Consider the following 15,618-nt stretch of genomic DNA (forward strand, 5'->3'; position numbering starts at 1 on the left):
TATAAAAAGGCTATTCCGTTCTTCACTAAATTTCAGGCAATAAAAAAGCAAGGCGTTATACCTTGCTTCATTACTGATGGTGGGGACGGAGAGACTCGAACTCTCACACCTTGCGGCGCTGGAACCTAAATCCAGTGCGTCTACCAATTTCGCCACGTCCCCATCAGGGTGCTAACTTTGCGTTAGACTTTAAGTTGGCAGAGGATCAAGGATTCGAACCTTGACGAACGGTTTTGGAGACCGTCATGCTACCATTACACCAATCCTCTATTGCCTTATAAACCATCTTAATTCAAATGATTTATGGTGGGGACGGAGAGACTCGAACTCTCACACCTTGCGGCGCTGGAACCTAAATCCAGTGCGTCTACCAATTTCGCCACGTCCCCAATGGCTGTGTATACTATAGGGATCATTTTCGCATGACAAGCAATTTTTAAGAAAAACACACTCATTTGATTAAATAAGAAACAAAAATCATATACTTGGCTTTTTCTCATTCAATTTCAGTCATTAAGCATCGTTTTGCAGCCATGGTATTTTGCCATCTTTGGCTTTTTTGCTTAGCTAAAAGTCCATGTAATAGTGGACTAAAACCCTGAAAAGGTTCTGGAAGCGCTATCTTCAAAGACTGACAGTGTAAATACGCCCAATCTTGGTAGCATGATGCCTGCAAACGTTGATCAGTCAACCACTCAAGTAGAATGATCCCAAGTGCATATAGGTCGGTTTGTACAGTCTTTGCTTCACCATGAAATAATTCAGGTGCCATATAGCGCGGTGTCGCTGTTAGAACCTTTTGACAGCTTATTTCACCAATTCTTTGGCTCTGCTCAAAATCAATTAATTTACATGTAGAACCGTCTAACAAAAAATGTGAAGCTTTTAAATCAGCATGAATCCAACCCATCTGATGTAATTCTTCAACAGCATTCAGCATTTTAAAGATGATATGAATGACATGATCTCGACTTAACTGATGGGGATTCGCCATAAATAATGATGGAACATCTTTTAAGATGAGTGCGACTTTCACCTGCTCTGAGTGAAGCTCAAAATTTTCAAGGATTTGCACTTCAGGCAAGAACTTCGGCAGTTGCAGCATCGCAAGTGCATGTTGATAAAAACTAAGTTCAGTGTCAAAGCCGTGAATTAGCGCCACATGCTCTGATAACGACTGATACTTTAACCAATACCCCTGCCCTGCAACTTCAAAGCGATAAAGCCTTCGCCCCCAGCCCAAACGCTGAGTCGGAATATGAAGCGACATCGCGAGAGCATTTAATTCTTGACGATTAAACTGCCAAGAATTCGGATTCATTCATCTCTACCGTATCCAATGCAGTTAAGACCTCTAAACAATGTTGAATGGTTTTCCCAACACGAGCATGTGTTTCAATCATTGAGATTTTTGGCCAAGTTGCACGTTCGCCTTCACGTTGTAAGAGTTTAAACAAGTGTGGTCTTGGATTTTGCAGCATATAGCTATAATGGCGCAGGCCATATTTCCCTACAATATTCACATCGCCATAATAACGCTGATCGACCACGCCATAGCCATGATCCAGTAAACGGCGGATCGGTGGAATCATCCCCACACGCTCACGAGCAAAGTCCATCACCCCTTTACTAATCACTTTGCCTTGTCGGCGTACAATTCGTTCAGGCCAGCTCAACATATCTTTACGAAACCGTGCTTCATCCGACTGCATAAACGGCACCACATGCGGATTCACTTGACTGGCAATGGTGTAGTTTAAGTTGTATAAACGCGCCATTTTTTCCTGCGGGAAATCACTACGCACACTGCCATCAACCCAGCGAGTAGAAGACATATAGGGAGTATATAAGCCATCATGTCGTTTACTGGTGAGCTTGACTGGCGGAAATAGAATCGGCACTGCACAAGACGCGAGTACCGCACTCCATACCAATAAGTCAGGTGAAGTAAAGGTATTCATAATGCGCGGATTTTGTGAGGCGTCATAAGGTGCAACCGCGACATTATTATACAAGCCTGACTGCTTAAAGGCCTCTTCAAAGGTAACGTCACCCAAATTTGCAATTAAAAAGTTTTTTAAATGCTTTACATCCGCTAAACCACCATTGCCCTTTAAGACCTCACGAAAGCCTCGAAATTGAAAAGCATCGGTGAAAAAGTTTTCACCATTTAAGATGCTTAGCATTTCTGCAGGCGTTGCTCGCCCCAGCATCGCGGTCATAATGGCACCTGCACTTGAACCAGATAGCACTTTCGGCATCAGGTCTTGCTCAAGCAAAGCCTTGCACACACCTGTATGAAACAACCCTAATGTTGCACCGCCTGAAAACATCATGGCTGGTTGCCCAAAGGCTTTTTGGCAGTGCTGAAAAAATTCAATTTTTTGCTGTTTATCTAAACACTGGCAATCCGTAGATGCTACAAATGCTAAACCTCGACTAACTTCTTCAATATAGTCTTCAATAATTTTCTTGGTGCCGACATAGGTTGCAGTAAACAGCATGGGGTGAGCAATATTGGCAATATCATAACTCAGACCTTCCCGTAGCAGGTACATTAAATCGGTCGTACGCTTTTGTTGGCGATAACGTTTCAACAACCCTAAACGATGGGTAATCACTTCTGCATCGAAATAAGGTGAACAGTTGTCATACTTCCACTCTTGCGCCCCTGACTCTTCATCAATTCTAAGCGCAATGCTTTTCCACTCAGTATAGTTCTCTGCCTGAGCCAATTGGTTTTTCAGTTTTTTGATTCGATAGGCTTGGTGCGGGTTGATTTCCCGTGTGAAATCTTTAAACAACATATTCATCCTCACCCACTTTTTTTGTTTTCCTAAAATTTCACTGACACGTTCAACCGTCAGTCTAACTGACTATGTGCAAATTATGTGAGCATTACAATTGCCATTTCAACCCTAAAATTGGCAAATCTACACCACGTTAAGGGTTTGATGCGACTAAATCGGATGTTAAGATCAACAACAAGTGTAATTATAAACTGATTAATCATGGCGACCATTGACCTACCGAACAATATCTTAGAAGCACTATCGACTGTACTCCAACAACTACAGCAAAGCCTACCAGAAATTAAACAAGCACCTGATTTTTCAGCGATTGCCTTTAAATGGGAAAATGGCGAGTTAAAACCCATTCATCAGCTCAAACGAATCGAATTAAATGATTTAAAAGGCATTGAGCGCCAAAAAGAAAAAGTACTGCAAAATACAGAACAGTTCCTCAATGGTTTACCTGCCAATGACGTCCTGCTTACAGGCTCACGCGGTACAGGTAAATCCTCTATTGTGCGTGCTTTATTAACGGAATATGCAGATCAAGGCTTAAGGCTGATTGAAATTGAACGTGATGATTTATCCGAACTGCCTGAAATTCAAAAGCTAATTGCAGAGCGTCCTGAAAAATTTATTGTGTATTGTGATGACTTAGCTTTTAACGCCGAAGATGAAAACTATCGCAGTTTAAAAAGTGTGCTAGATGGGTCTTTACAGTCAGGTTCAAGTAATTTTATTATTTATGCCACCAGTAACCGTCGTCATTTGCTGCCTGAGTTTATGCATGAAAACACGCCTGTGACTCGAGTCGACGTACCGCAGTACACTGAACTGCATCCACAAGAAGCGATTGAAGAAAAAATTTCACTTTCCGATCGTTTTGGATTATGGCTGTCTTTTTATCCAATGGATCAAAACTTATATTTGGACATTGTGCAGCACTACTTAGCAAAAGCTCAAATCGTCATGGACGATATGGTAAGAGCCGAAGCGCTTCGTTGGTGTCAGGCGCGTGGACAACGCTCTGGACGTGCAGCCTATCAATTTTCTAAACACTGGGTCGGTTCACAACAATTAAAGCAGCTCTAAACTATTTACAAACCAAGCAAAGTGTCTTGTCCTGAAATAGATTGACAGTATTCCACTTCAAACCGAGTTAAGCAATTAGCTCGGTTTTAGTTTGCTCATACGTCTGATTCGGGGTGTTCATATTTAAACTTAAATGTGGTCTATAACAATTATAAATCATGATAGATTCCGTAATTAAGTGATCTAACTCCTTCATGGTTTGACATCGTGTAGTTAAAAACTCCTGCTTTAATATTCCATTAATCCGCTCTGCTAATGCATTTTGATAACAGTCTCCTCCATCTGTCATAGATGGACATACCCCATAATGGCGTAATGCCGATTGATATAGTTCAGAGCAATACTGAGAGCCTCTGTCTGAATGGTGAATCATCCTTGTCGCTCGATCCGTCACATGCTGCATCGCCATATGTAGAGCCTGCACAACATTCTCCGCACGCATATCATTCGATAACTTATAACCTTTAATCTGACGGGTATAAGCATCTGTCACCAATTCGAAGTCCAATCTTGTTGTCCGTGCTTGCGTAACCATACCAGCACAGTTGATCTTCCTTGAATACCATATTTTGCCTGAGCTTGTTTATAAGTAATTTGCCCTTTTTCTACTTCATGTACCACCATCATTTTAAAGGCCAAGCTATAATCACGTTGTGTACGTTTAACTCGTTGTTCTCGTGCATGTTCCATAAAATAAGTCTCTTAAGGTGTAAACTTATTTCAGGACGGGACAAAGCTCATTTTATAAAAAGCCCAATTGGATGCAATTGGGCTTTTTAAATTTAGGTTTCTGTTTTTTTATTCACTAAAATTTCCATCTTAGATAAAGTGTATTATATGAGCCGATAACTATTGAATTTCAGAAAGCGCCTGTTTAGCTTGGTCATTCCCATTATTCTCTGCTTTTAAGTACCATTTTTTTGCTAATACAGCATTTTTGGCCGTACCGTAACCGCTATCATACATAACCCCAAGGTTATATTGAGCAATTTCATTTTCCTGAGCTGCCGCTTTACTGTACAATTAAAATCTGGGACTAAACAGCTAAGCTACATTCAAGTGATTCAAAAAATATTTTTAAAGTCTAACCAGCATTTTTTGAATAGCCCTTTGATAAAGACTCCAATGTACTACAACTCAAAACCAAGAAATAAAAAAACCAACATTTAGTCGGGCTTTAAGCTTATCAAATGAAAATCTTAGACTTCACTGGGATTGGTCAACTCAGTCATTGGCCAGCGAGGTGTTGTCGTTACAGCTAAACCATCTTGCTGCCCTGCTTTTAAGCGCTGATAACCAGCAAAAGCAATCATAGCGCCATTGTCCGTACAAAGTGCAGGTTCGGCATAGTAAACTTGAGCACGAATCTTGGTTAAATCTGCTTCCAAACGCTCTCGTAAACGTTTATTAGCACTGACACCACCTGCGATCACTAAGCGCTTTAAACCTGTTTGCTTCAACGCTTTCACAGATTTTTTAACCAAGGTATCCACGATAGCTTCTTGGAAACTCGCTGCAATATCCGCATCACGGTTTTCGTCACCGAGTTTTTTCATTTGCACAGATACGGCTGTTTTTAAACCACTAAATGAAAACTCCAAACCTTGATGCAGCATTGGACGTGGGAAAGCAAAGGCATTCGGATCACCTTGCTCAGCCAGTTTTGAAATATTTGGGCCACCTGGATACGGTAATCCCATCATTTTCGCAACCTTATCAAAGGCCTCACCTGCAGCATCATCAATTGATTCACCCAACAATTCGTACTGCCCAATACCATAGGCAGCCATCAGTTGAGAATGTCCACCTGAGACCAAAAGTGCTACAAAAGGAAATTCTGGCGGCGTTTCCGATAAAAGTGGTGCCAACATATGCCCTTCCATATGATGCACACCAATTGCAGGTTTATTTAAAGCAAAGGCCAAAGTTCGACCAAACAGCGCGCCTGTCATCAACGCACCCATCAAACCTGGGCCACGCGTATATGCCATAGCATCAATTTCAGATTTTTTTACACCACTTTCTTCAAGCAGTTGATTCATCAATGGAATCAGCTTACGCACATGGTCACGCGATGCCAACTCCGGCACCACACCACCATACTCTGCATGCAATTTAATTTGGCTGTACAGCACTTGCCCACGTAAACCCGACTCGCTGTCATAAAGGGCAAGTCCTGTTTCATCACAAGATGTTTCTAAGCCTAAAACGATCATTAAACTGCCTATAACCTGTATCAAATCTATTGCGTGAACCATTATAGACTTGTGGTATGAGATGTAAATGAGTAAAATACTGACCTTCACTTGTGATCAGGGCAATGTCGCCCAGATCTTATCCATAACTTAATGAGGATTCTTCATGCCACAAGTTAAATTGAAAGAAGGCGAACCAGTAGACGTAGCTATCCGTCGTTTCAAACGTTCATGCGAAAAAGCGGGCGTTTTAGCTGACGTTCGTAAGCGCGAATTCTACGAGAAACCAACTCAAGAACGTAAGCGCAAAAAAGCTGCTGCTGTTAAACGCTACCAAAAGAAATTGGCGCGTGAATCAGTACGTACTACTCGCCTTTACTAAGATTAATTTGTGATTGACTGCCTGGACTAAATAATGACTACTTTAAAAAGCCAAATAACTGAAGTTTTGAAAGCCACTATGCGTGCTAAAAAAATGGATAAGTTAACGGTAATTCGTGGTCTACAGGCAGCAATTAAGCAAATCGAAGTCGATGAGCGCAAAGAACTTGACGACGCTCAAGTTCTTGCGGTCATTGAAAAACAAATTAAACAACGTAAAGAATCGATCAAAGCCTTTGAAAGTGCTGGTCGAGAAGATTTAGCTAGTAAGGAACAAGCCGAACTTGAGGTTTTATCTCAATTTCTACCAGAAGCTATGACTGAGGAAGAACTTGATTCCATGATTGCGCAAACGATTGCAGCGCAAGAAGCTACTAGCATGAAAGATATGGGTAAGGTGATGAATTCTCTGCGTCCGCTCATAGCCGGGCGCGCCGATCCTTCTCAAGTTTCAGCAAAAATTAAAGCAAAACTGGCTTAATTTAAAAATCTTTAAATCGATTACGTTGAACTGACCTTAAGAAAGGCAGTTCAAAGTTTTACTTTCTATAAAAATTATTATTCTTCTTTTTATTTTATCTATTAATTCTCAGCTTTAAAACAAATTCTGACTCATCTCTGTTTTATCCCTCTATTTGCTATACCACTTTTCTAAGCTCTAAATTGTCGATCCTTTTGCATTTGGGTTAAACGCGTTTTAATGATCGCTGACATTGCTTCATTATCTTTCACTAAACGCTGAGCATGCAATAAAGATTTAATCGCCTCTTCTTCAAAGCCCGACCAAAACTGCACTTCAGCCCGATAGCGCAGAACATTAATGGTATGCATTGGCGACTTTTTATCTAAACTCGCGGCTTGCTGCATCAGTCTCCACACATTCACATCACGCGGATTATTTTTCAAAAACCGATTGAGTACAGGCTGCGCAAGCTCAGGTCGATTCTGACGAATGTAAACTTCAGCCAACTTATAATTTAAAGCCCGATTTTCAGGCATAATGCTCGCAGGTGATTGAATCACTACTAAAGCCTCATTCACCCGATTTTGTCCAAGCAAAATATCAGTTTGAATTAAGGTTTGTAGATTATGTAATTTCTGATGTGACTTAGCCTGATCTAACACTTGTTGAGCAAGCTTATAGTCACCTTGTTTAAGGTAAAAACTGGCCAAAGCCAGTTGTGCTGCATAGCTGTTACGACTCACCAACATCTGTAGTTGCTGTTCTGTCGCCTGATTCGAGATCACCATGGTATACAGCTTCAAGATCTCAAAGTCTTCATCACGCCAAGTAGATTTCACTTTAGGCAACTGATTCGCTCTAAGTCTCGCTTCACTCATTCGCTCAGTCGTGAGTGGGTGTGTGAACCAAAAGTCTGGTAAAAAACTCACACGACTGGTTGCACGGTGCATCACTTCAAAAAAATCAGCCATACTTTGCGGGTTATAACCAGCGCTATACATGTACTGCATCCCTATACGGTCAGCTTCACGCTCTTGGTTACGACTATAAGACAGCTGCTTGTCCATGAGTGCGGCTTGCGTACCAACCATGACCGCTGAACCGACATCACCATCGGCTTGAGATGCAACCAAAGCACCAACCAAAATTCCTGCTAGCGCGAGTAATCCCTGCCCCTTAAACGCCTCTTGCGAACGACTGTAGTGGCGCTGTGTGACGTGCGCAATTTCGTGCGCCATTACGCCGGCAACTTCATCCATATTATTAGCATTGGTAATCAAACCAGCGTTTAATGCAAACAATCCACCCGGAACTGCAAAGGCATTAATTTGCGGGTCATTAATGACCACCAGACCAATCGGTTGACCAAGCTGGGTTTGACTCAAAATGCTTGAAAAAGCATTCATCAGTTGATCTTCTAGCCACGGATTTTGCGTAACAGGTAGCTGACGCTGTACTTCACGATAAACTTTTTCACCAATATAGCGCTCATTATATTGATCAATAAAACCTACACCCGAACCAATCTCAGGCACATTAAACTGTGGGGCATTTGTAAGAAATTGACCTTCTGCAAAACCAACAGTCGAAATAAGACTTAAACTGCACGCACACAGAAAATGCTTCAACCCTCACCCCAACTTTATTTAAAAGAATCGAATGACTATAACATTGATAATTGAATGAAAATGCAATGAAGTGTTATCAAATTTTTATCTAAATTCAGGATTCACCACATATTGAGGTTGACCACCTTCCAATGCTTTCACCAAGTTTTGGTAAGCCAACTCTGCCATTTTTTTACGTGTTACGGAGGTTGCTGAACCGACATGCGGTAACGTCACTACATTGTGAAGCTGGAACAGTGCCGAATCTTGCAAGGGTTCTTTCTGATAAACATCCAAACCTGCTGCAAAAATTTGCTTTTGCTCCAAGGCCCGAATAAGTGCCTGCTCATCCACCACGGCACCACGCGAAATATTTACAAAAACAGCATGAGATTGCATTTTCTTAAAAGCTTCTGCATCAATCAAATGCTGCGTATTCGCGTTTAGATCAACCGCCACGACAATGAAGTCCGATTGCTCTAAAAGCTCATCTAATTCGCAAAAACGTGCATTTAAGGGTTGTGCCAATTCTAATTTTTCTCGGCGTCCGTGATACAAAATATTCATATTGAACCCATGAAAACCACGTCGTGCAATTGCTGCACCAATATTCCCTAAACCAATAATACCCAATGTTTGACCAAAAATTTCCTGACCAAATTGTGCCTGCCCGACAGTACGCGACCACTGACCTGTTTTGGTCCATTGATCCAAATAAGGCACTTGACGCGCCGCACTCATCAACAAAGTGAAGGCCAAATCGGCAGTCGTTTCAGTTAGCACATGAGGGGTGTGGCTGAGCCAAATTTTTGCTTGGTTTAAGTAGTTTAGATCATAGTTGTCATAGCCAACACTAACACTAGATATAATTTTGAGCTGTTTCGCCGTTTCTAGGTTGTTTTGATTCAGTAAACGCCCTGCACCAATCATAGCATCCGCATCCGCAACTTGCTCACGGATTTGCGTATTTACATCACCTACTTTCGGGTTGATAACCACCACGTGATAACGCTGCTCTAGGCGCTGTAATACTTCTGCATCTATTTGACTAAAAACAACGACTTTCTGCTTCATACCTATTCCATATTTTGTTGTTTTGCTCGCATCATGTCCCAAAGGGCTTTTTTAAGTAATGGCTGATCAAGCATTTCTTGTAAGCTTGCTGCTTGTGTGACTTTTATACCATTAGTATTTGGTATAGAGCCCAATGCAATAACAGTTTTACCCTGACTTAAACCATCAATGAAACCTTGAATATAACTCTGAACACCGCGTCCATCTTGCAAATTCAACAAAGGAAAAGGCCAATTCAGCGCATACTTTTGCGCAGGTAAGGCTTGCACAATATTTTGCCACAGCTGTTGCTGCTCCAAGCTCAATTGTGTCGCTTCAATGACCAAGGCGCAGTGCTCCAAGGCAACAGCTTGCAACTGAAAAGCCTCAACATGGATGCCCTCTCGAACAATTTCTTCTTTTAATGCTGTATCAACTTTTTGTTCAACTGGCTGCGTTGAAATTTCAGCAGGAGGCGCAGGATGTGGAAGCTTATGCTGTGCAGGTGGATGTTCAGGAATACTTTTGGCTTCGGGCTGAGATCGAGGTCGCACAATTTCAGAAATAATCTCAGTCGCGCTTTGATCTCGCCAGATCGATGTGGCTACATTTTGTTGAGACGGCAAAAAGTCAGGAACCCACCAATCAATTCCTAAACTCGCCAAAACCTCACGCTGATGCCCGATCATCTTTTACCTTCACACTTCATTCAGTGCATATTCTATCGAGAAATGCTTAGAGATGCTGTTCTTTTCATACTTTATTCGCATAGACAGTATGCAAACATCAAGAGCATGCTAAAGGAAAAATTCACCACTCAATTAAATAATCATCAAGCGATTCTTCTTTTGCATTTGTTCAACGATCTCTTCACTGTCAAAACCGAGACGCCAATAAAGCAACTCCAAAACATCCTGCTCATCTTGGGTAATAATGCGGTCATTCCATAAACAAATTTCAGCCACCCCCAAAATACTCAAACGATCTCGCAGCAGCAGCCCTGCCATATCATTTAAAATTTCGGCCAAATCAATCGGCTCATCTGAAATTTCCGCATACTGCTCTAACTCTTGCACAGTTAAAACTCGACGCAAGATTTTCTCTCGTACCTCCAACTGTGTTTCACTATTGATTTGTTGCACATGTAACAAAGCATCAATTAAACGCACAATCTGCGGTTTAACTTCATCTAGGGCCGCAGGTGTATGTACGGGCAACAAATTCAGCTCAAACTTGACCCGTTCAAGTAGCAGTGCATCTAACAGTCCAATTTCACCATCTTCTTGAATAATCCTCGCCAACTTTAATAAAAACTGGCGTGCAATTGTCGCTGGCATGCCACCAATATTTCGGCATGCCTCATGGAAAATTGAAATATGAACACGACCATCTAGGTTTAACAATGAATCAACAATGGCACGGCTGACTTCAGCCTCAGCAGGAATGAACTCACGAAATTGCCGAATCATCAAAATCGCGACAATCAGCTCGCGTGAACCTGTTGCGGTCTGTAAAGCACGCTGAATTAACTCTGGACGTTCAATATGCGCACGCACTTCAGGGTTCAGCGGTTTAATCGCATCTTTAATGGCAAAACTAATCGGTGACAATCGTAATAAGGGCAAAGGCTGCGGTGAAGTCCAAGGGGCTTGAAAATCCGCATACTGCTCTTCTAAGGAACGAAACAAGCCAAATAGCGGACGGTTGCGCAGTTTTTCTAGGTTTTCCAACTGTATGTCTTGAACCAAATTCGGATTCATTTCATAAATACGCTCTTCAATGCTTGGATGAATATTCATCCAACTTTGCGCACTTAATGAGTTGGCAAAACACATGTGTGCAATCGACTCAGAATATTCACTGTGAATTTGCGAACCTGCGTGATGCACATAGATACGCATCAAGGTTTGAATATTGGCATCATTTTGCATCAGGCGACGTGTTTTCATATCATTTTTAAAAGTACGCCCTCCCAACGTCAGAAACTTAATACAGCGGGTAACCAGCACCCCCAAACTACCAATCAGCCAAATCACACCACCCATTGCGACAAAAGTGGTTTCAAAACTTTGCGACTTTTTATGATGAGTTGAAAAACCCAATTTAGCAATTTTACTACCCCACTGACTAAAGGTCGTGAGAGCACTATATAAAATTTTTAGCCGTGTATTTTCAGCGGTCTCACCAGATAAAATTTGATTAAACTCATGATTCAATAACCCTGTCAGCTCAAGTTCATCGAGGTTTTGCAGGGCGCCCCACGTTAAAATAATCACAATATCTTTGGGATAAAAACCAGCAGTTAAGGCATTCACCCCCACTTCATCGGGCAAAACATAGACAGCAGGTGTTTCAATTAAAAAAGTATCAGCTAGTTTTTCTGTAATTTTCAGTGCAATACTTTCTTCTGGTGTACTTTCAATCAAACTTAAACGTCGTGCACGCAGTTGCTTGGCCAGACTATGTCCACCCGAACGGAACACATACAGCTCATACACCACGGAATAACTCATCACCAAGAGCAATAAACCAATGATATAAATACTTAAGCTATGCCAAAAAATGCTTTGACTCGAATCAAAATAAAAAACCAGCAGTCCAGCCACAGTATTTAAAATAAATAGCGACAAAAGCACCGCCAGCAAGCAGATACTTGCAGACCACAACATGTTTTTATTCTTTATAATTGAATAACTTACACCCTTCAATGTAAATCCCTTTTCTTACATTGTTTGAATCAAACCATCATAAATGAAAAAAGCGGGAAACTCCCGCTTTTCTCAAATCTAAATCAATTAGACTTCTTTCACACCCGTCAAATCAACGGAAGCTGCATCAATGTTGACATCAATATAGCTGTCTTTCTTTTTCGATGTTTCACGGCGTTTCGCCTGTAATTCATCTAAATAAGCTTCATCGATACCACCAGCAACATATTTACCATCAAATACCGAGCAATCAAACTCTTGTAAATCTGGCACTTTGCTGGTGCGCACAGCTGCTTTTAAGTCTTCCAAATCTTGGAAAATTAGACGATCTGCACCAATAATTTCACGAATTTCTTCAACTGTACGCTCAGATGCAATTAACTCTTCTTTTGCTGGCATATCAATGCCATACACGTTTGGATATTTCACCATCGGTGCAGCAGAAGCAAAGAATACTTTTTTCGCACCCGCATCACGTGCCATTTGGATAATTTCATTACACGTAGTACCACGTACAATTGAGTCATCCACCAAAAGTACATTTTTACCTTGGAACTCAAGTTCGACAGGGTTCAACTTTTGACGTACTGATTTTTTACGCAATTGCTGACCCGGCATAATGAAGGTACGGCCAATGTAGCGGTTCTTCATAAAGCCTTCGCGGAACTTCACACCCAGCATATTTGCAAGTTCAAGAGCAGAAGTACGCGAGGTATCTGGAATTGGGATCACAACATCGATATCGTGCTCTTCACTCCACTCCGTCAGAATTTTTTGAGCAAGTTTCTCACCCATTTTTAAACGTGCTTTGTAGACTGAAATGCCATCAATGATTGCATCTGGGCGCGCAAAGTAAACGTATTCAAAAATACATGGACGGTATTCTGGGGCTTCAGCACACTGCTTGGTAAACATCTGCCCTTGCGAGTCGATAAAGATCGCTTCACCCGGCGCAATATCACGCTCAACTTTAAAGCCGAGTGCCGTAATAGCGACAGACTCAGATGCAATAATATATTCCATACCAGCATCAGTTTCACGCGAACCGTAAATCAGCGGACGAATACCATTTGGATCACGGAAACCCACTAAACCATGCCCAGTAAGCATTGCAACTACAGCATAACCACCTTTACAGCGTTCATGTACTTTACTAACCACATGAAAAATGTCGTCTGCTGTAGGTATCAATTTGCCGCGTTTTTGCAACTCATGTGCAAATACGTTTAACAATACTTCTGAGTCTGAATCCGTATTCATATGACGTAAGTCTGTTTTAAACAGGTCGTCATGAATTTCTTCAGCATTGGTTAAGTTACCATTATGCGCTAGCGTGATCCCGTAAGGTGAGTTCACATAGAAGGGCTGCGCTTCAGCGCTGCTCGATGAACCCGCAGTAGGATAACGCACATGACCAATACCGTAATTACCTTGTAATGCACGCATATGGCGAGTGTGGAACACATCACGAACCATGCCATTGTCTTTACGTAAAAATAAACGACCTTCGTGGCAGGTTACTATCCCAGCTGCATCTTGCCCACGATGTTGTAACATCGTTAATGCATCAAACAACATTTGGTTAACAGCTGATTTACCAGCTATACCAACTACTCCACACATAGCAACCTCGCAGACAAGCTAGGATTAATAAAAAGGATTATTTGTTGACTCACCCTGTGCCTCAGCATTTTTCGAGGAAATTTTCGGTGAAGAATCTGAAGATACATGTGTATCTTTAGACTTGATATGTGACATCGCCTCGCTTGCAGCCTCTTTAGAAAGCTCCATCGCCCAAGGCGCGTAAGGCAAAAGTGTTTGGACAAACTTGGATTGTCTCCAATATGGAGAGCTTTCAACCCAAGAACCCACACCTTGCATCGTAATCAGAACAATTAACAACCCTTTTAATGAACCAAAAGCACCGCCGGCTAATCGATTCAAAGGCCCGAGTTTTAAACTCTTCAATATGTTATTCAGTAATGCCGTGACAATCCACGTCAAAACTACAATAACCAATACAATAAATGCAAAAGCTGCAATTTTTTGAACCACTGGATCTTCACTGAGTGAGACCATCGAAGGTGCTAGGACGCTTGCAAATTTAGCACCAACAATCAGCGCTAAAATCCATCCTATCAAGTTCGCAAAGGCTTTAACAAATCCTTGACGCAAACCGTTGAGCCCTCCAATGAGCAATACAATCAATATGAAGATATCAATGGCATTCATGTTGTTTTCATTGCAGAGACGCAGTCTTGAATTAAGGTTGGTCCTGTATAGATGAGGCCACTATAAACTTGTACAAGGTTTGCCCCTGCATTTTGTTTTGCAAGCGCCTGCTCACCCGACAAAATCCCACCCACGCCAATCAAAGGAATCTGACCTTTTAAAACCTCAGCAAAGGCTTTTAAACACGCTGTGCTTTTCTCGAACACAGGCGCACCAGATAAACCACCCGCTTCATCACCAAAAGGTAAGTTTTCTACCCCTTCACGAGACAAAGTCGTATTGGTCACAATCAGACCATCAATTTTAAACTTAAGCAGTTGTTTCGCAATAAATTGAATATCTTCCGCTTCCAAATCCGGCGCAACTTTCAGCACCAAGGGTACATAGTGCTGCTGCTCTTCAGCCAATTCTAACTGCCGTTTTTTCAGCGTCTCTAGTAACTCGGTTAAAGCATCACCACTTTGCAAACTACGCAGGTTTTTAGTATTTGGAGAAGAAATGTTGACAGTAATATAAGACGCATAGTTATAGACTTTTTCTAAACAAATGAGATAGTCATCTACTGCTTTTTCGACTGGGGTATCCGCATTTTTACCGATATTAATCCCCAAAACACCTTTAAATTTTGCTGCTTTGACGTTTTCAATCAGTTGATCCACACCATCATTGTTAAAACCCATACGGTTAATAATGGCTTTAGCTTGTGGGATACGGAATAAACGCGGTAAAGGATTGCCCTGCTGTGGACGCGGAGTAATGGTTCCAATTTCAATAAAACCAAACCCTAGACCTGCCAGTGCATCAATATAAGCACCATTCTTATCTAGACCAGCAGCCAAACCTACAGGATTAGGGAACTCGATGCCCATACATGTCACCGGTTTAGCCGCTATATTTTGACGCATTAAGCCTAGCTTATGCGTTGATTTCAATAGCGATAGTGTTAGCTCATGTGCACGCTCTGGTGCTAAAGTAAACAACAAAGGGCGGGCAAGAGAATACAACATATCTGTAAAAGTCTACTGCTTTTTAAGTCGCCATATTATAGGCATAGCCTAGCTAAAACACCATGCTTCGTCTGGCTTTATTTTTAGC

The 15,618-nt window shown here is 41.6% G+C and carries 14 protein-coding genes, 3 tRNA genes and 1 pseudogene; 3 read left to right on the plus strand and 15 right to left on the minus strand.

The features are described from left to right. Positions 1–77: 77 nt before the first annotated feature. The 5 genes from ACG9ZB_RS06230 to ACG9ZB_RS06250 all read right to left on the minus strand — a co-directional run bounded on the left by ACG9ZB_RS06230 (position 78) and on the right by ACG9ZB_RS06250 (position 2,807). Positions 78–162, minus strand: a tRNA-Leu gene (locus tag ACG9ZB_RS06230). A 33-nt stretch (positions 163–195) separates the two neighbouring features. Further along, a tRNA-Trp gene (locus ACG9ZB_RS06235) sits at positions 196–269 on the minus strand. A 35-nt stretch (positions 270–304) separates the two neighbouring features. After that, positions 305–389: transfer RNA gene (locus ACG9ZB_RS06240), tRNA-Leu, on the minus strand. Positions 390–496: 107 nt separating this feature from the next. Continuing rightward, the gene (locus ACG9ZB_RS06245; RefSeq protein ID WP_419324882.1) at positions 497–1,321 is read right to left on the minus strand and encodes a protein kinase domain-containing protein; all 825 of its coding nucleotides are present in this window, start codon (positions 1,319–1,321) and stop codon (positions 497–499) included. Further along, on the minus strand, positions 1,296–2,807 hold the full coding sequence (locus ACG9ZB_RS06250; RefSeq protein WP_419324884.1) for a DUF3336 domain-containing protein: 1,512 nt from the start codon (positions 2,805–2,807) through the stop codon (positions 1,296–1,298). The genes ACG9ZB_RS06245 and ACG9ZB_RS06250 overlap by 26 nt, the downstream gene beginning before the upstream one ends. Positions 2,808–3,011: 204 nt before the next feature. Between ACG9ZB_RS06250 and ACG9ZB_RS06255 the strand changes: the two genes are divergently transcribed. Beyond that, positions 3,012–3,884, plus strand: coding sequence for an ATP-binding protein (locus ACG9ZB_RS06255; protein ID WP_005400626.1), 873 nt, complete (start codon positions 3,012–3,014; stop codon positions 3,882–3,884). A gap of 67 nt (positions 3,885–3,951) precedes the next feature. Here the strand turns inward: ACG9ZB_RS06255 and ACG9ZB_RS06260 are convergent. From ACG9ZB_RS06260 to tsaD, 3 genes and pseudogenes are all read right to left on the minus strand, one after another. Beyond that, positions 3,952–4,574 (minus strand): annotated as a pseudogene (locus tag ACG9ZB_RS06260) (integrase core domain-containing protein). 159 nt (positions 4,575–4,733) lie between these two features. Beyond that, complete coding sequence (locus ACG9ZB_RS06265; protein ID WP_419324886.1) at positions 4,734–4,907, minus strand: hypothetical protein; 174 nt, start codon at positions 4,905–4,907, stop codon at positions 4,734–4,736. Positions 4,908–5,083: 176 nt separating this feature from the next. Next, complete coding sequence (gene tsaD, locus ACG9ZB_RS06270; protein WP_419324888.1) at positions 5,084–6,100, minus strand: tRNA (adenosine(37)-N6)-threonylcarbamoyltransferase complex transferase subunit TsaD; 1,017 nt, start codon at positions 6,098–6,100, stop codon at positions 5,084–5,086. A 145-nt stretch (positions 6,101–6,245) separates the two neighbouring features. On the opposite strand from tsaD, the gene rpsU reads away from it, so the two are divergent. Both rpsU and ACG9ZB_RS06280 read left to right on the plus strand, forming a co-directional pair. Beyond that, entirely contained in the window at positions 6,246–6,461 is a 216-nt protein-coding gene (gene rpsU, locus ACG9ZB_RS06275) for a 30S ribosomal protein S21 (protein ID WP_001136722.1), read from the plus strand. Between the two features lie 33 nt (positions 6,462–6,494). Beyond that, a complete protein-coding gene (locus tag ACG9ZB_RS06280; protein ID WP_419324890.1) occupies positions 6,495–6,941 on the plus strand; it encodes a GatB/YqeY domain-containing protein in 447 nt (148 codons plus the stop codon). 170 nt (positions 6,942–7,111) lie between these two features. Here ACG9ZB_RS06280 and ACG9ZB_RS06285 read toward each other — a convergent pair whose 3' ends face one another. From ACG9ZB_RS06285 to ACG9ZB_RS06315, 7 genes are all read right to left on the minus strand, one after another. Beyond that, complete coding sequence (locus ACG9ZB_RS06285) at positions 7,112–8,551, minus strand: M48 family metalloprotease (RefSeq protein ID WP_419324892.1); 1,440 nt, start codon at positions 8,549–8,551, stop codon at positions 7,112–7,114. Between the two features lie 84 nt (positions 8,552–8,635). Then, entirely contained in the window at positions 8,636–9,604 is a 969-nt protein-coding gene (locus tag ACG9ZB_RS06290) for a 2-hydroxyacid dehydrogenase (RefSeq protein WP_419324894.1), read from the minus strand. Between the two features lie 2 nt (positions 9,605–9,606). Beyond that, a complete protein-coding gene (locus ACG9ZB_RS06295) occupies positions 9,607–10,272 on the minus strand; it encodes a hypothetical protein (RefSeq protein WP_419324896.1) in 666 nt (221 codons plus the stop codon). A 132-nt stretch (positions 10,273–10,404) separates the two neighbouring features. After that, positions 10,405–12,291 (minus strand): M48 family metalloprotease, encoded by a 1,887-nt coding sequence (locus ACG9ZB_RS06300; protein WP_419324898.1) that lies wholly within the window; start codon positions 12,289–12,291, stop codon positions 10,405–10,407. Between the two features lie 87 nt (positions 12,292–12,378). Then, positions 12,379–13,914, minus strand: a complete 1,536-nt coding sequence (gene purF, locus ACG9ZB_RS06305; RefSeq protein WP_419324900.1) for an amidophosphoribosyltransferase — start codon at positions 13,912–13,914, stop codon at positions 12,379–12,381. A gap of 24 nt (positions 13,915–13,938) precedes the next feature. Next, a complete protein-coding gene (locus ACG9ZB_RS06310; protein ID WP_419324902.1) occupies positions 13,939–14,523 on the minus strand; it encodes a CvpA family protein in 585 nt (194 codons plus the stop codon). Continuing rightward, complete coding sequence (locus ACG9ZB_RS06315; RefSeq protein WP_419324904.1) at positions 14,520–15,530, minus strand: quinone-dependent dihydroorotate dehydrogenase; 1,011 nt, start codon at positions 15,528–15,530, stop codon at positions 14,520–14,522. Before ACG9ZB_RS06315 ends, ACG9ZB_RS06310 begins: the two co-directional genes overlap by 4 nt. Positions 15,531–15,618: the final 88 nt, after the last annotated feature.

This window comes from Acinetobacter johnsonii (assembly GCF_048551975.1).
Taxonomy (GTDB): Bacteria; Pseudomonadota; Gammaproteobacteria; order Pseudomonadales; family Moraxellaceae; genus Acinetobacter; species Acinetobacter johnsonii_A.